The sequence below is a fragment of the Campylobacter sp. CCUG 57310 genome (assembly GCF_013201975.1).
In the GTDB taxonomy this organism is placed as follows: domain Bacteria; phylum Campylobacterota; class Campylobacteria; order Campylobacterales; family Campylobacteraceae; genus Campylobacter_A; species Campylobacter_A canis.
Window position 1 is genome coordinate 116,830 of sequence record NZ_CP053845.1, and the last position, 16,410, is coordinate 133,239.

Sequence of the window (16,410 nt, forward strand, 5' to 3'; positions counted from 1 at the left end):
AAAATTATTATCATAATTCTTATTGTATATAATTTAAATTAAATTTATTATGCTCAAATTAACTTGGTTTTGGTATGATAAAAACTTTATCTAGTATTGAAATAGTATAAGCCAAATAGCCGATCAGAAGAGGTATAATTTTGTGGGTTGTTTAAATTTATTCGCTCTACTTTGGCGAGAGGGCAAAAAAAAAGGGGGGGGGATCTTTATCCTTTTAAAATTTATAATCACGTTTTTAAAATCATATAATCTCTCAAAGGATTAAATTTGTGGTATAAAATTTTCATCTGGCTAAAAAAGCCGAGTAATACTCTTTGGGTTATGCCTGCACTTGGAGCTATCATTGCGATAGTATTTGCCTTTATGGCGTTTTTAGGGACTTTTTATCTTCCGCCAGAGCTTTTACCCGATATCAAGCGAGATATATTACAAGATCTTCTTGACATCATAGCTTCAAGTATGCTCGCGGTTATTACCTTTTCGCTTTCCATTATGGTTTCTGCTTTTTCTAGCGCTTCTGCAAACGCTACTCCAAGGGCTACCGAGCTAATAATGGCCGATGATAATACCCGCATAACGATAGCTAGTTTCATATCGGCATTTATCTATGCGGTGATCGCTAAGATAGCTCTTGGGCTTGAATACTATGGTCAAAACGGCAGGTTTATACTATTTATAAGCACGGCTACCGTGCTTGTGTATCTTATCTATACGCTTATAAAGTGGGTTCATACGCTCTCGCATCTTGGTAGGCTTGGAAATACTCTTGATAAAATTTATAAGGCTACCGCAAAAGCCATGAAGAACCATGCCTTAAGCCCAAATTTGGGAGCTTGCTGGAGTCCAAACGACAAAGAGCCCGATATGGCGCTTTACTCTAAAGGCACGGGTTATCTAACTCATATGAATTTAAACTATCTTTATAATCTATCTAAAAAGTTTGGCTTTAAAATTTTTATTGATGTAAGATCGGGCGATTATATATTTAAAGGCGATGAGCTTGCATTTTTGTATTTTGATGAAGATACCGACTTAAGTGCAAAAGAAAAAGAGAGCATGCTTGCTCAAATTTATGAAAGCTTTGTTATAGAAACTCAAAGAAGCTTTGAGCAAGATCCAAGATTTGGACTTATCGTGCTTAGTGAAGTTGCGCAAAGAGCTCTATCTTCTGCCGTAAATGACCCTGGAACGGCATTTAGCGTGCTAAATTTGATAGCTAGACTTTTGCTTGACGAGAGCGTCTTGCAGGATAAGGACAAAGCATATATTTATCACCGAATAGGCGTTAAAGACCTTGATATAAGCGACTTTATAACTCAAAGCATAGATGCCATAGCCCGCGACGGAGCTTCAAACGTAGAGGTAGCTCTTAGGGTTCAAAAGACGCTTTTTGCCGTATACAAAAACAGCGAGGATGAAATTTTAAAATCCGCTTCCAAAGCTCAGGCTAAAACGGCTCTTGATAGAAGCTTAAGCGTGCTTGTAAGTGATTTTGACAAAGCAAGATTAAGTAAGAAGTATAGTGAATTTTTCGGCTAAGCTGTCTTAAAAATTTCAGTAACCCTATCAAGCACGCCTTGGCAAAGCGAGATGATGATACCGTAGTTTGTTATAGGCACTATGGCGTGTGAAGCTTTTTGCATGCGGTTTTTCATCATGGTTTTGTTTATCATGCAGCCTCCGCAGTGGATAATGAGCGCAAATTCATCCAAATTCGCAGGATAATCCTTGCCGTTTGTGTAGCTAAACTCAAGCTTTTTACCGCTAAATTTGCTAAGCATTTTTGGGATCTTAACCCTTGCTATGTCACCGTCTTTTGCGTTGTGAGTACAGGCTTCGGCTATTAAAATTTTATCGTTATCCTTTAGGCTTTTGGCTCGCTCAGAGCCTTTTATAAATTCGCTCAAATCACCCTTTAGTCTTGACATCAAGATAGAAAAAGTAGTGATTTTTGCCTCTTTTGGAGCTGTTTTTACGACTTCTAAGACGCACTGCGAGTCGCACACTATCAAATTTGGCTTAAATATCTGCGCGGTTTTTGACACATCCGCGCCACTTGAGACGCAAACGTAAGCCTTGCCGTCTAAAATTTGCCTTATGGCTTGCACTTGAGGCAATATAAGCCTGCCTTTAGGCGCTTCATCATCAATCGGCGTTATAAGTAAGACTATGTCGTCAGGATTTAAAATTCCGCTAAAAAGATCGTCAGTATCTTTTGAAATTTGCTTTGAAATTTCGGCTAAATTTTCATAAATCAGCTCTAAATTCAGACTCGTTTTGGCAGAAGTTTTGACAAATTTAAATGGCTTTATCAAATTTAAAAACTCATCCTTTGACCCTTTTAGGTCGCACTTATTTACAAGCACTAAAAAAGGCTTGCTTAGGCTTTTAAATTTGGCAATAAGCTCGCTTTCAAATTTGCCAAATTCGTTATTTTCTACAACCAAAAGGGCTATATCGATATTTTCTATCGTCTCGTTTGTCTTTAAAACTCTTTGCTTGCCAAGTTCGCCCACATCATCAACGCCCGCCGTATCAAATAGCGTAGCGGCGCCAAGCCCGTGTATCTCGATACTCTTTTGCACCGTGTCGGTCGTAGTTCCCGCAACATCGGATACTATAGAGGCGCTTTGATTGCTTAGCATGTTCATAATGCTTGATTTGCCGACGTTTCGCCTGCCGAAAATCCCTATGGCCGTGCGCATCGATTTTGGAGTGTTCACAGCCCTTGCCTTTGGTTAAAATGCACGCTGTTGCCGTTTGTAAGCGAAATTTTATCTCCTATCAAGGCAAGCATATCATCAAACCTATCATAAATTTCAGCCACGCTTTCTTTTAGACAAAATTTATTCGGATAGAGCCTATATAGATCGTGATATCTGCCTTGCGTGATTGAAGGCATGATGACGTTTGCACCGCTTCTTAAAGCCATTTTACGTCCTTCGTTTGGATCAAGCGTTTCAATAGCGGTTGTGGCGGGGATATTTATCTTAGGCAAAAGCAGTCTTGTTAGAGCGTTTGCTTTTAGGGCTAGCTTTATCTCGCCTGCTTTTGAGTACTCAAGCGGTGTGTTTGTAGCGGGTATAAAAGGCCCTATGCCTATCATGTCAAAGTCGTGTTTCTTTAAAAACATCAGATCTCTTGCTAGAATTTTAGCACTACTTCCCGGCAAGCCCACAAGCAAGCCGCTTCCCGTCTCGTAGCCTAAGATTCGCAAATTTTCTAAACACTTAATGCGGTTTTTTAGGCTCATGTTGGGATGAAGAGCTTTATAAAGAGCTTGATTGGTAGTTTCTATGCGAAGCAGGTATCTATCTGCACCCGCTTCTTTGTAGGCTTTATACTGCTCAAAGCTCTTTTCGCCAAAGCTAAGCGTGATCTGAACGCCAAATTTCTTTATCTCGCGTATGATCTCGCAAATTTCATCATCTTTAAATGCGCCACTTTCGCCTGATTGCATGACTACGGTTTTATATCCGCTTATGGCGGCTTCTTTGGCGCAAGAAACTACCTCATCTGCGCTCATCTTGTAGCGTTTTAGACTTTTGTTTTTGCTTCTAAGACCGCAGTAAAAGCACTCTTTAGCACAGATATTTGAGATCTCTATAAGAGCTTTTAGATGCACCTCTTGTTTTACAAATTTTTGTCTAACTCTATTTGCCGCCTCGAAAAGATACTCGCAGTTGTCATTGTCAGCAATGATCTTTTCAAGCCCGTAAAGCGAAGTGGTATGGGTTGCTTCAAGCTCATTTATAAATTTTATAGATGACAATCTCTTGCACCCTTTTCCATATCGCTTATCAAATTTCTAACTTTTTGCGCAACGCTAGGTAAATTTTCCTCAAGCTCGCTAAGATACTTTGGAATGATCACGTTTTCGCCAAGCTCTCTTGCTTCGGTTGAGCCGTAGTCTAGCAAATACTCCTTAAGCGTCAGTATCGCATTTGGCAAGCAAAGATACTTGATCTTGGCGTTTTTGGCATAAGGCATGAAGTGATCACCCGTGCGCCCCTCACGGTAACAGGATGTGCAAAAGCTTGGAATTTTGTCTTTTTTCATCACGTTTAGCACGAATTCATCGATACAGCGGTGATCTCCGATTTTAAATTGCTGATTGTCAAGCTCGTCTTTGATATTTTTCTTAGAATACCCGCCTATGCCTATGTTTGTGCCTGCGTCCATTTGAGAAATTCCGCACTTTCTTATCGCCTCATCTCTTACGGACGGCTCTTCTCTAGCCGTTAGGATAGTGCCTGTAAACGGACACATCAGGCGAATGATCGCAATAGCTCTTAAAAACTCATCATCACTTAGCGCATAAGGCATGTCGTTTGCGCCGGCTGAGGTCTTTTTGATACGAGGGAAAGAGATAGTATGCGGACCTATGCCGAAGTATTTTTCTAAACTCATGGCATGATAAAGCAATCCCAAAATCTCAAATTTATAGTCATAAAGTCCCAAAAGTGCGCCTATAGCCACATCATCAAGCCCTGCTTTAAGAGCTCTATGAAGCGCAAAAACGCGCCAGTCGTAAATGCCTTTTAACGTATTTTGTGGGTGGTATTTGGCGTAAGTTTCTCTGTGATAGGTCTCTTGAAATACTTGAAAAGTGCCTATGCCTTCAGCTTTAACTACCTTATACTCGTCCTCAAAAAGAGGAGCGGCGTTTATGTTTACCCTGCGAATGCTGAGGTTGTTTTTTCTAACACCGTAAATTTCTCTTACCGTCTTTGCGATATAGTTATAATCACTCTTTGGATGTTCGCCGTAAACCGCTATAAGGCGCTTTTGTCCCATATCAAGCAGGCTTTCTATCTCGTTTTTTAGCTCGTCGTCTTTTAAAATTTTCTTTTTCGTAGCGGTGTTTGAAGCGGCAAATCCGCAGTATTTGCAGTTATTTACGCACGGACTTGAGATATAAAGAGGCGAAAAAAGCACCATTCTGTTGCCGTAAACTTCCTCTTTGACCTCTGTTGCGGCTTCAAAAATTTCATCCCAAATTTCATCGTGAGAGTTATTTAAAAGCACCGCCGTTTCGTAAGGAGTTAGCATGGTGCCTTTTATAGCGTTTTCTTTAGCCTTTTTGATAACGGCTCTAACTTCATCTTTGCTTGCGTTTTTGGTTTGAGATAGAATTTCTTCTATCTCGTTTTCATTGATGAAATCTTCGTATTCGTGCTTGCTAACCCATTTTAGAATTTGTTCGTATCGTTCATCTGTCCACGACATAAATCGCCTTTAATGAGCGGGTTTTGCAGCATCAACCGCCATAAGATCGTTTTCTACCCATTTTGGGGCGTGATGGTGCGCATCATCAAGCGGCACGTCGCCCGCGCCTATTCTAAACATAGCTTTTAAATCCTCTACGTTTATAATCGCTAGCGGCATATGCACGCAAAATGCAAGTAAGCTTGTTAGTATCGAGCCCCAAACGTGGAAGTAAAACATCCATTTAACGAAAATTTTGCCCATCGCGGCAGGATATGCATAAAGCAACCAGCCTGAAACTATAAGCCCAAATATCATAAACATAAATATAAGATAAGCAGCCTTTTGACCGGCGTTAAATCTGCCTTGAGGAGCTACCTCTTCAGGACCGAATTTGATGCCAAACAGTCTTCTTGGATATCCGCCGAAATTCTTAAACCAAGCGAAAGTATCGCGATCCCAGATGAGTAAATTTCTCATCATCAAAGCAAAACGATCAAAATTTAAGAATACAAATCCGAAGAAATTTATCGTAAATACGATGCCTATACCGATATGCCAATCCATCATAAGCTCTGAAGTAGGCTCATCTACAAGCTGAAAGTAGATCAAAACACCCGTTACGATAAGAGCTATCCAAGTGATTAAGTTTACGTTATGAAAGACCTTTTCTGATAGAGGAAATTTTAAAACTCTTTTTTCATGCATGGTTAGCTCCTTGTAGGATCAAATTTTTGCGATCGAAATAAGCATTGGTATGCAGAAGTTTTTCAGCTATCTCGCCCATCGGTTCGGTCTTTAGATCCTCGTAGGATTTCGCACAGCTTGGGTTTTGATGAGAGCTTGTAAGCTTTAAATTTTGACAGCGCTTGTCATCTTTATATAAGCCTTCTTGGCGCATTGCGATATAGGATTTGCGTCTTTTGATGATGTCTGTGATGGCATATCCTGTCATTGCAACGACCGCCGTCATCACTCCGCCCACTTTTAAGAAATCTCTTCTTGAGAAGATTTTGCCTACCGGTTTTTCTATGTATTGAAATTTCATCTTTTGTCCTTTAAATTTATGCTTTTAGAGGTAGAGGAAGCAATGGATGAAGCCACGACGTTCCCATAGCGTGAACCGGCTGACCGCCGCCGTTTACGCAGCCTCCAGGGCAGTTCATAACCTCGATAAAGTGATATCTGTTAGAATCTTTCGTGATATGTTTTAGTATCGTACCGAGGTTTCTTGAAGCGCCGTTTACTACCGCTACTTTAAGCTCGAGCGTCTTGCCGCCGTAGTCCTTTAAAGGGATAGGTATAACGGCTTCGGTTAAGTCTTTATCATACCCTCTTACAGGGGTTAGCTCAGGATCTCTTAGCTCTTGTCCCGATAGTAAGAAATAAGCCGTTCTAAGTGCAGCCTCCATAACGCCTCCGCTGTTGCCGAATATCGTTCCTGCGCCTGTATATACGTTCATTGTTTTTTCCGGATATTCATCGCTCATTTCAAGCGGATTTATGCCCTTTTTACGGAAAATTTCAGCTATATCGCGAGCCGTAAGAGTTGCGTCTATATCAGGGAAGCTCTTTGTATCAGCAGGAATTTCGCCTGTCTCTTTTAGATACTGGTAAGCCGAGTTAAACTCAGGTCTGCTTGCTTCGTAAATTTTAGCCGTACATGGTGTAACGGTCGCTACGTAGATATCGCGCGGGTCTTTGTTCCAGACAAATTTAGCCGCCCATGTTTTAGCAAGCGGTCCGCCCATTTGGATAGGCGATTTTGCACCTGAGATGTGAGGTATGAGCTCGGGATGGAAAATTTCAGCATTTCTAACCCAAGCCGGACAACAGCTTGTAAAGTGCGGAAAAGGGTGGTGCGAAACGTGCTCTAAATCAGCGCTTCGCTCGCCAAGTAACCAGTATTTGATCTTTTTGATTAGCTCGGTTCCCTCTTCAAGTATAGTGTGATCGGCGGCGAAATTTACGTCGTACATATTAAAGCCCGCCATCTCAAGAGCGTTATACATCTTATTTATCGTTAGTTCGCCCGGTTTTCCGCCAAATTCTTCAGCCAAAGAGACACGAACGGCAGGAGAAGGGTGCGCTACGACAAAGGTCTTTTTGTCCTCAAGTTTAGCCATAACCTCATCGACAAAGCTCATCTGCTCGATAACGGCAAACGGACAGTTGATGAGGCACTGCCCACAGGCTACGCATAAATTTTGATCTATCCTGTGTGCGATGCCTAACGAGCCTTCTATCGCATCCGTTGGACAGAAAGAGCGACAGGTGTCGCATCCGACGCAATTATCTTGATTTATCGTTATGATACCTCTAAGTTCGCCTTTGCGATAAGTGCCTTCAAATTCAGCCTCACCGCCTCTTGAATTTGCAGACGGCGGGAAGGTATTTATCTTATAAACACTCAGCATAAAACCTCCTAAGAAAATTTTTATTTTAGTAATACTAATTCAAATTTCGTCATATTGTATATAAACAATTATTAATAGAAAGTAAAAAAGTAGATAATGTTTTTTATATGCAAGATAAAAGATATTTATAGTATTAGATTTGTCACTAAAATGTATCTAAAATCTTGCCAATGCCGTAAATTTAGGCTATAAAAGCTATATAATAGTTACTTTTTAAGGTTAAAATTTTGCCTAAAATTTGGTAAATCTGTAAAATAATAAATTTAAATATTTTGATAATAAATATAAAACAAATCCGGCTAGCATTTAAGATTTTAAAAACTAACTTTTGGTAAGATGTTTTAGGCAAATTTATTTCAAAGGAGCTTTTATGAGCGGCGTTGTATTAATCGTGTGTTTCGTTATAGCTATAATTTTGATGATTTGGCTTATATCAAAAGTCGGCGTACATCCGTTTTTGGCTATCATGCTTATATCCTTGGTTCTTGCGATCGTTGCGGGCATTGATCTGGTTAAGATACCTGGTATCATCGGCGACGGATTTAGCGGGATATTTAAAAGTATCGGTATAGTCATCATCTTTGGCGCGCTCATAGGCATGGCGCTTGAAAAGACGGGTGCTGCTTTAAAATTAGCCGATATGGTCGTAAAATGCGTAGGTGAAAAGCATCCTGAAATGGCTATGCTTATCATGGGTTGGATAGTAGGAATTCCCGTGTTTTGCGATAGCGGTTTTGTCGTCCTTGATCCTATTCGCAGAGCCATAAGAGAAAAGATCGGCGCAAGCCCTGTGGGAATGGCGGTAGCTCTTTCGGGTGGTCTTTACACCTCTCACGTATTCGTTCCTCCCACTCCGGGACCTATAGCTGCTGCCGGATTTGTGGGTATAGGCGGAAATTTGCTTCTTGTGATTATGGTTGGTATCGTAGTTTCTATCCCTGTGCTTATATCAGCTTACCTTTACTCTAAATACATAGGCAGTAAAATAATCATCAAAGAGGATTTAAACGAAGTAGGCAAGAGCTATGACGAGCTTATCAAAGAATACGGCAAGCTTCCGTGCGCATTTTTAAGTTTGGCTCCGATTTTAGCTCCTATCGTTTTGATGGCTCTTGGCTCGATAGTAAAAATCGCAGGCATGAAAGGTGCGATCGCAAATTTCTTTTTATTCTTAGGAAGTCCTGTTATAGCGCTTGGCGTAGGCGTTGTGTTTGCGGTTATTTTACTTGTAAATACGGGCAAGATAAAGAATTTAACCTAATGACAAACGATACGCTTAAGATAGTAGGACCGATTTTGTTTATAACGGCGGCCGGCGGCGTGCTTGGCAAGGTTATAACCGCAGCGGGATTTGTTGAATTTATGAAAGCGAACGCTCACGTTATAGGCTCGGTTGGAATATTCTTTCCGTTTCTTATATCTGCTATCATCAAGACGGCTCAAGGAAGCTCAACCGTCGCGCTTACTACTACGGCGGCGATTATGGGGTTATTTACCGACAGCACATCCATGATGACGGCTCTTGGACTTACTACGGAAATGGGTGCTGCTCTTACCGTTATGGCTATCGCAGCGGGAGCCATGACCGTATCTCACGCTAACGACAGCTATTTTTGGGTTGTTACGAATTTCAGTAAGATGACGCCAGAACAAGGCTATAAGACCCAAACTACCTTGACTATTATCATGGGAGTTGTGGGTATGGCGACCGTTTGGTTAGCTTCGCTTATATTGCTATAATTAGCAAGTGATTTCTCGGCTAAATTTGAACTTGCACTAGAGTCAAATTTAGCCCAAATTTTAATTTATATGCGGCGATGCGAGCCGTGAAAGATCATGTAAGGAGAGTTTATGAGAGTTTTAGTAGCTATTGATTCTTTTAAGGGTTCGCTAAGCTCGTTTGAGGCGGGCAATGCCGTAAAAGAGGGTATTAAAGCGTTTTGCGACGAGGTTATCGTTAAACCCATAGCAGACGGCGGCGAGGGTAGCGTGGAGGCTTTAGCCGATGCTCTTGGCGGCGAATTTATAGAAGCTATCGTGCAAAATCCGCTTGGCGAAAAAATCCCCGCAAGATACGCTATCGCAGGCGAGCTTGGAATTTTGGAGATGGCAAGCGCCAGCGGGCTAACTCTCATAGAAAAAGAGCGCAGAAATCCTAACAAAACAAGCACTTACGGCTTTGGTCAGATGATAGTGCATGCGATAAACAAGGGTGCGAGAAAATTCATCATAGGTATCGGCGGAAGCGCTACGAATGACGCGGGTACGGGCATGCTAAGCGCGCTTGGATATGAATTTTATGACGAATTTGGAAATTTACTTGAAGGCATAGGCGAAAATTTGATTAAAATAACTAAAATTTCTGAAAAAAACGTTATGCCGGAGCTTAAGGAGTGTGAATTTCTTATAGCATGTGATGTGGACAATCCTTTGTTTGGTAAAAACGGAGCGGCTTATGTTTATGGACCTCAAAAGGGGGCTGATGAGAAGATGGTAAAGGAGCTTGACGCGGGACTTATCAGCTTTGCAAGCGCTACGAGCGAGCATTTTTCAAGCGAATTTTGGAATTTTAAAGGCGCTGGAGCAGCGGGCGGACTTGGGTTTGGGTTCGTAAGCTACTTAAACGCCAAATTAAAGCCGGGAATTGACATCATAACGGAAGAAATTCGCCTTGAAGATGAGATTAGAAAGGCTGATTTGGTTATAACAGGCGAGGGTAGGCTTGATTTTCAAAGTTCGATGGGCAAGACGCCTACAGGAGTTGCAAAGATAGCGAAAAAATACAATAAGCCCGTAGTAGCACTTGCAGGATGTGTGACGGAGTGTGCGGCAAACTGCAACGAAAGCGGCATCGATGCGTTTTTTAGTATATTAAATGCGCCCTTAAGTCTTGAAGAGGCTATGGATAAAGAAACCGCAACAAAAAATATAACACGAGTTAGCGAGCAGGTTATGAGGCTTTATAGGCTTTAAAATTAAAGCCTATAAAATTGATATTTGAAATAAAATTTTATTTTAATTGGTTAGGTATTTTAGGAATTTAAATCCGAAATTTTCGTTATGGTTTAAATTTGGCCAATATCAAAAAAGTCTAGCATCTAACCCCATCATTATAAGCGACAACAGGCTATTTAAGCATAGCCTCTATGTCGATTTTTATCTCTATTTTATTTGATATGAGCGAGTCGGGGTACTTTTCGCCTATATTGAAATCGCTTCTAAGTAAGCTTCCTTCTATGTTAAGGCCGATTTTTTCTACGCCATGCCTATCTTTGTTTTCACCGCCGTATTCAAAGTCAAGCTCTATAGGTTTTGTGATATCTCTTATGGTGATATTGCCGTAAATTTTGCCCTTGGTTTCGCTTTTCTTCTCAAATCTTATCATTTTAAATTTTATCTTAGGAAATTTCTCCGCATAGAAGAAAACCTCCTCTACAAGATGTGCGTCGCGCTTTTGATTTTGCGTATTTACGGACTTTGCTTCGATATCTGCTTCAAGCTTGGTTAAGCGGTTTGTAAATTTGTCGTAACTAATTTTACTTTGATATGTTGTGAAATTTCCGTGAACCTTAGTTATCTTAAGGTGTTTTGCCGAAAATCCTATATTGCTATGAGCGGGATCTATCTCATAATCCGCCGCATTTAAAAGTCCTGCCAAAACGGCAAAAGGCAACAAAAATTTTATTATTTTTCCCATTTTTCCTCCTAAATTTCTATTATTTCAGTAATGCAAATCCGATTCCGATTTTATTTGTGTGTCTGTTGTAGTCAATCAAGCTCTCGCCGTATCCGCTGAAATATTTCACATATCCATAAACTCCGCTGTTTCCAAACGGAAATAGCCATCCTGCTTCGGCAGCACCTTTGTTTGTGCTATCAAGACGCAGGTTGTTGCGAAGCATAAGAGTTAGTATGTGCCCGCGGTAAGGAAACGCTATATTTACGTCCGCCACGCCTATATATTTTGTTATGCCAGGATTATCGTCTTTGCCGTCAGGATCAGGCAGTCTCACCCAGCCTCGCGGTATGATTATAAATTTACCTGCGTAAAATTTGGCGCTTGCGTAAATTCTATTCCATGAGCGTGATTTTTCGCCGCCTTGTCCGTTACTCTCGTGTAAAAGCCCAGCCCGCACGTAGTCAAGCTGAGGTAAAAATTCAAATTTCGTAGGAAACGTTACGAAAATTTCAGGTCGGTAGTTGGTTTCTCTAAACGGCGTTGAGCTCTTTGCCGTCTGCCACCACGAGCTTTGCGAGTAGCCAAACGAGATGGTTTCGTTCATATCAAAAACATCATGAAAGAGCGGCTTTTGGATACTAAGCTGGAAATTTGTCTCAAATTTCTTTCTGCCTTCTATATCCTTAAACGCCGTAGTCGCAGGCAAAAGGTAGTTAAGATGGTGCATTTTGATGCCTAAAATTTCATCTATGTCATAAGGCGCTTCGCTCTCGTATATTTTAAGAGGCTCGTTGGTTGCCGCAATCTTTCTTTCTTCTGTAGTAGCGTCCGCGATCGTTTGAGATGGCGCTATGATGCTTTTTTCAAGCTGTTCGCCGTTAGCCTTGATAAACGAACGCTCGGCTGAGAGTTTGTAAAATTTCATTGCATTTGCTGTGTCGCCCTTGCTTTCAAATTCCTGAGCCATGTCGTAAAGTTCTTGTGCGCTTTGAGCAAACAAGCTTGCGGACATAAGCGCTATGATTAAAATTTTTCTCATATTTTTACCTTTATCGCAACTTCGTAGTCGCTAAAATAATTTATATTAAAAAACTCTTTTTCATCTTCAAATTTTACTTTTTTACATTTGCAAACCGAGTGTAAAAGCCCGATCTTATGCTCGCCTTTTTCGTAAAATTCTTTTGCTTTATCTGCCAAATTTGAGTTAAAAAATCCGCACAGCGAGTGTGTGTGATTGTCATCTTGCGGGATAACTATATCAAATTCTTTCGTAAATTTAAAAAGTTCTTCTATCGTTTTTGCTCTAACGAAGGGCATATCCGCAGGGATGATAAAAACGCTTTCGTCTTTGAAATTTGACAAAATGCTCGCTAACGCCAACATCGGCGAAAAATCGTCCGTAACTTTGTCTTTGATGAGTCTTAACGGCGGATCAAATTTCTCAAATTTCGAGCTTACAAATACGTTATCAAAAATTTGGCTAAATTTATCCACTTGAAAGTGCGTAAGCGTGGCAAAATTTCCAAACGGCATGAGAGTCTTATCCTGCCCCATGCGCGAGCTTTTGCCTCCTGCTAAGATAACGCAATTTTTCATATTGTTCTTCTCAATGTCTTTGCTATTTTTTCTTTTATTTCATTTCCTTTTAAAACAAAAGCAATATGTGCTTCGGCTATAATCTCGGAGTTGCTTTGATTGATAGCATAGTTTGTAATCTTTTGGAATAGTTTCATAAATTCTTCATAATCTTTTTTGAGTTCAGGTGCATAAACGCTTATTAAAAGGTGTAGTTTTCCAGTTTCGTTTTTTGGAATTTGTGATTCTAAGTTTGGATTTGTTAAAGCAGAAGTATATTTTATTGAATTACCTACCATATCACCAATAATAAGAAACATTTCTTCTAGTTTTTGAATTTTAATTTTTTTATTTTCTCTTTTATTTGTCGCATAAAAATAAACTAATTGACCAATAATTGTCAGCAAAGCACCTATAAAAATTTTTGCCATGTCAAATAAAAAATCCATCAATTACCTTTTTTAATTATTACAAATCCCTAGGATCGGCTATCTTGCCCGCTATTGCGCTTGCTACGGCTACGGCTGAATTAGCAAGGTAAATTTCGCTTGTTCTATCGCCCATTCGCCCTACGAAATTTCTGTTCGTAGTTGCTACGCACCTTTCGCCCGCGCCTAAAATTCCCATATATCCGCCAAGACAGGCTCCACAAGTCGGGTTACTCACTACTGCGCCCGCTTCCACAAATATATCCATGAGCCCCTCTTTTTGCGCGGCAAGGGCGATTTTTTGAGTTGCTGGCGTGATGATAAGGCGAGTTTTGCGCGCTACTTTTCTTCCTTTTAGAAGTTTTGCGGCGATTCTAAGATCGCTTAAGCGCCCATTCGTGCAAGATCCGATAAATACCTGATTGACCGCCAGATCGTCTTTGACCGCCTCTCTTACGCTCTTGCCGTTGCTTGGTAAAAACGGATAGGCTATGACGGGATCTAAATTTGTAACGTCTATTTCTAAAATTTGCTCATACTTTGCGCCCTCGTCGGAGTAGAAAAATTTCGGTTCGCAGCGTAAATTTTTATCTTTTAAAAATTCTTTTGTTATATCATCTACCGCGATGATTCCGCTTTTTCCACCCGCTTCTATCGCCATATTGCACATAGAAAATCTTGAGTCCATGTCAAGCGCTTCTATCGTCTCTCCGCTAAATTCAAGCGCTTTATAAAGAGCACCGTCAACTCCGATTTGCCTTATGATCTCTAAGATCAAGTCCTTGCCGTAAATATGCTCGCCAAGTTTGCCTTTAAATACGACTTTGATCGTAGGCGGTACCTTAAACCAGTTTTTGCCCGTTATCATCGCATACGCAAGATCGGTTGAGCCCATGCCAGTTGAGAATGCTCCAAGCGCGCCGTGGGTACAGGTGTGAGAGTCAGCGCCTATTATCACGTCTCCCGGGACTACAAGTCCTTTTTCGGGCAAAAGCGCATGCTCGATACCCATGTCTTTTTCGTCAAAATAGTGCTTTAAATCGTGCTTGTAGGCAAAGTCGCGCGAAATTTTGGCTTGATTTGCGCTTAGGATGTCTTTAGCGGGGATGTAGTGATCCATTACGATTGAAAATCCGTCAGGATTTGCAAGTTTTGTCGCACCGCTTCGCTCAAACTGCTTTATAGAAATCGGAGTCGTGATGTCGTTGCCGATTACCATGTCTATATCGCACTCTATTATCTCGTTTGCAAAAACTTCGCGTCCTACGTGGCTTGAGAATATCTTTTCGGTTATTGTCTGTTTCATGTTAAATTTCCTTTTTGAATTTAGTCTCTTTGCCTAGTCAAATAGGCCTGATTGCGAGTTGCAAGAGCGCATAAATTTACCTGATTTTATCAAAAATTTGTTAATTTTTCATATAATAAGCCTCATGAAATACGCAGTTTTAAAGCAGATACAAAAGTTTTTATCCGAATTTAGAAAAATCACATCCGTTAAACGCGTCCAAGATATGGTGATCTTGATTTGCTTTGATGGTAAATTTGAGCTGTTTTTTGATCTTTCAAAATCAGCTTCATCTATCTACACAAACGATGAATTTATAGCGATTAAGGAGTATAAAGCTCCTTTTGACGTGGCGTTAAAAAAGCGGTTTAACAACTCTAAAATTTTAAGCGCCGAGGTTCTTAACGGCAATAGAATTTTAAAATTTTGCTGTGTTCAGGAGGGCTCTTATAAAAGCAGCAAAAGCAACCTCTATCTTGAATTTACAGGTAGATTTACAAACGCCGTTATAACCGATGAAAACGATGTGATAATCGAAGCTTTAAGGCATATTGAAAATAGTTTTAGAAGGATCAAACCGTCTAAAAAATTAATCCGGCTTGAGCCCATAGAGATAAAAGAAAAGCCCGTCGGCGAAATTTCGGATTTTAAGAAGTTTTTTAAAGAGGAATTTTTAAAGTTAAATGAGAAAAATTTAAGCGACTTAAAAGAGGTAAAAACAAATCAAATTTTAAAAAAATTACACTCGCTTGAGGAGAATTTAAACTCTCTTGAGAAAGAGGACGAGCTAAGCAGACAAAGTGAAATTTTAAGCGCAAACGCAACCGTTTTGCTTGCAAATTTGCATAGCTTGAAAGAATTTCAACGAGATATAAAACTAAGCGGTTTTAATGGCGAAATTTTAAATTTAAAGCTTGATGATAGCCCTAAAAATAGTGCAAATTTATTTTTCGCTAAAGCAAAAAGACTCAAGCAAAAAGCAATCGGCGTCATAAACGAAAGAGCAAATTTGAATGAAAAAAAGGAGTTTTATCTAAATTTGCTAAATTTGATCAAAAACGCAAAGAGCACAAGCGAGCTTGAAATTTTATACCCTAAACGAGCTAAAAATATAAAGCAAAAAGAGCAGATAAGCGACAATATCGATATTTTTTATATAAACGATTATAAAATTTTAGTCGGTAGAAACGAAAAAGGTAACGTAAATTTGCTCAAAAACGCAAAAAAGGACGATATTTGGATGCATTTAAAAGATATTGCATCATCTCATGTTATTATTAAAACGTCTAAGAATTTGCCCAGCGAAGATGTGCTTAAGTTTGCCGCCAAACTTTGCATGGAATTTAGCGTAAAGGGTGCTGGCAGATATGAGGTTCATTACACAAAGCGCGCAAATGTCAGAGTAAATGACGGAGCGCATGTAAATTATACGGATTATAAGACGATAATAATACAAAAGGAGCAAGGGGGATAAGATGCCCGTAACGCCGCTTGGAAATACGATTTATATAAATCAAAATATGAATGTCGTTGCAAATAAGCAAGCAGATATGCAAAATAGATTTGACCTGCAAAGTCTAGCCGCCATGACTCTTAAAGAAGACGAAGACAAAGAGGTTGTGCAAGTAAGACCTACCGAAGAGACTTACAAAATTGATCCTCAGCATCAACACGAAAAGTCCCAAAGCGATCAGCGTGAGAGTGTTTTTGAGGGTGAAGAGGAGCCAAACGGCGAAAGTAGCGTGGCGCAAGATGACGATGAGAGCGAGATAATTAGCCAAGATAGAATTTTAGATATTAAAATCTAAGCAAAATTTT

General features: G+C 40.1%; 15 protein-coding genes and 1 pseudogene. 5 read left to right on the forward strand and 11 right to left on the reverse strand.

Annotated features, from left to right (window positions below; translation table 11 throughout):
- The first annotated feature begins 267 nt into the window (after window positions 1-267).
- The gene (locus CORI_RS00695) at window positions 268-1,539 is read left to right on the forward strand and encodes a DUF2254 domain-containing protein (protein ID WP_173030392.1); all 1,272 of its coding nucleotides are present in this window, start codon (window positions 268-270) and stop codon (window positions 1,537-1,539) included.
- Here CORI_RS00695 and hydF read toward each other — a convergent pair.
- From hydF to CORI_RS00725, 6 genes are read right to left on the reverse strand one after another with little or no spacing between them, the layout of a single operon-like run.
- Window positions 1,536-2,723 carry a [FeFe] hydrogenase H-cluster maturation GTPase HydF gene (gene hydF / locus CORI_RS00700; protein ID WP_173030393.1) on the reverse strand — a complete coding sequence of 396 codons (1,188 nt, stop codon included), beginning with the start codon at window positions 2,721-2,723 and terminating at the stop codon, window positions 1,536-1,538. The genes CORI_RS00695 and hydF overlap by 4 nt on opposite strands.
- Window positions 2,720-3,772 (reverse strand): [FeFe] hydrogenase H-cluster radical SAM maturase HydE, encoded by a 1,053-nt coding sequence (gene hydE / locus CORI_RS00705; RefSeq protein ID WP_173030394.1) that lies wholly within the window; start codon window positions 3,770-3,772, stop codon window positions 2,720-2,722. The genes hydF and hydE overlap by 4 nt, the downstream gene beginning before the upstream one ends.
- On the reverse strand, window positions 3,760-5,229 hold the full coding sequence (gene hydG, locus CORI_RS00710; protein ID WP_173030395.1) for a [FeFe] hydrogenase H-cluster radical SAM maturase HydG: 1,470 nt from the start codon (window positions 5,227-5,229) through the stop codon (window positions 3,760-3,762). Before hydG ends, hydE begins: the two co-directional genes overlap by 13 nt.
- 9 nt (window positions 5,230-5,238) lie before the next feature.
- Window positions 5,239-5,916 (reverse strand): cytochrome b/b6 domain-containing protein, encoded by a 678-nt coding sequence (locus CORI_RS00715; RefSeq protein ID WP_169976350.1) that lies wholly within the window; start codon window positions 5,914-5,916, stop codon window positions 5,239-5,241.
- On the reverse strand, window positions 5,909-6,256 hold the full coding sequence (locus CORI_RS00720) for an iron hydrogenase small subunit (protein ID WP_169976347.1): 348 nt from the start codon (window positions 6,254-6,256) through the stop codon (window positions 5,909-5,911). The genes CORI_RS00715 and CORI_RS00720 overlap by 8 nt, the downstream gene beginning before the upstream one ends.
- Before the next feature lie 16 nt (window positions 6,257-6,272).
- On the reverse strand, window positions 6,273-7,625 hold the full coding sequence (locus CORI_RS00725) for a [Fe-Fe] hydrogenase large subunit C-terminal domain-containing protein (protein WP_173030396.1): 1,353 nt from the start codon (window positions 7,623-7,625) through the stop codon (window positions 6,273-6,275).
- 370 nt (window positions 7,626-7,995) lie between these two features.
- Between CORI_RS00725 and CORI_RS00730 the strand changes: the two are divergent.
- Together CORI_RS00730 and CORI_RS00735 are read left to right on the forward strand one after the other, a co-directional pair.
- Window positions 7,996-9,365 (forward strand): annotated as a pseudogene (locus CORI_RS00730) (GntP family permease).
- Window positions 9,366-9,476: 111 nt separating this feature from the next.
- On the forward strand, window positions 9,477-10,598 hold the full coding sequence (locus CORI_RS00735; protein WP_173030397.1) for a glycerate kinase: 1,122 nt from the start codon (window positions 9,477-9,479) through the stop codon (window positions 10,596-10,598).
- Window positions 10,599-10,752: 154 nt separating this feature from the next.
- Here the strand turns inward: CORI_RS00735 and CORI_RS00740 are convergent, their stop codons facing one another.
- The 5 genes from CORI_RS00740 to leuC are packed head-to-tail and all read right to left on the reverse strand — an operon-like array spanning window position 10,753 to window position 14,613.
- On the reverse strand, window positions 10,753-11,322 hold the full coding sequence (locus CORI_RS00740) for a YceI family protein (RefSeq protein WP_173030398.1): 570 nt from the start codon (window positions 11,320-11,322) through the stop codon (window positions 10,753-10,755).
- 19 nt (window positions 11,323-11,341) lie between these two features.
- Entirely contained in the window at window positions 11,342-12,343 is a 1,002-nt protein-coding gene (locus CORI_RS00745; RefSeq protein WP_173030399.1) for a phospholipase A, read from the reverse strand.
- Entirely contained in the window at window positions 12,340-12,900 is a 561-nt protein-coding gene (locus CORI_RS00750) for a molybdenum cofactor guanylyltransferase (protein ID WP_173030400.1), read from the reverse strand. The genes CORI_RS00745 and CORI_RS00750 overlap by 4 nt, the downstream gene beginning before the upstream one ends.
- Window positions 12,897-13,328, reverse strand: a complete 432-nt coding sequence (locus tag CORI_RS00755) for a hypothetical protein (protein ID WP_173030401.1) — start codon at window positions 13,326-13,328, stop codon at window positions 12,897-12,899. Before CORI_RS00755 ends, CORI_RS00750 begins: the two co-directional genes overlap by 4 nt.
- Before the next feature lie 19 nt (window positions 13,329-13,347).
- On the reverse strand, window positions 13,348-14,613 hold the full coding sequence (gene leuC, locus CORI_RS00760) for a 3-isopropylmalate dehydratase large subunit (RefSeq protein ID WP_173030402.1): 1,266 nt from the start codon (window positions 14,611-14,613) through the stop codon (window positions 13,348-13,350).
- Between the two features lie 124 nt (window positions 14,614-14,737).
- Between leuC and CORI_RS00765 the strand changes: the two genes are divergently transcribed.
- Together CORI_RS00765 and CORI_RS10585 are read left to right on the forward strand one after the other, a co-directional pair.
- On the forward strand, window positions 14,738-16,066 hold the full coding sequence (locus tag CORI_RS00765) for an NFACT RNA binding domain-containing protein (protein ID WP_173030403.1): 1,329 nt from the start codon (window positions 14,738-14,740) through the stop codon (window positions 16,064-16,066).
- A gap of 1 nt (window position 16,067) precedes the next feature.
- Window positions 16,068-16,400, forward strand: coding sequence for a hypothetical protein (locus CORI_RS10585; RefSeq protein ID WP_216842248.1), 333 nt, complete (start codon window positions 16,068-16,070; stop codon window positions 16,398-16,400).
- Window positions 16,401-16,410 lie beyond the last annotated feature (10 nt).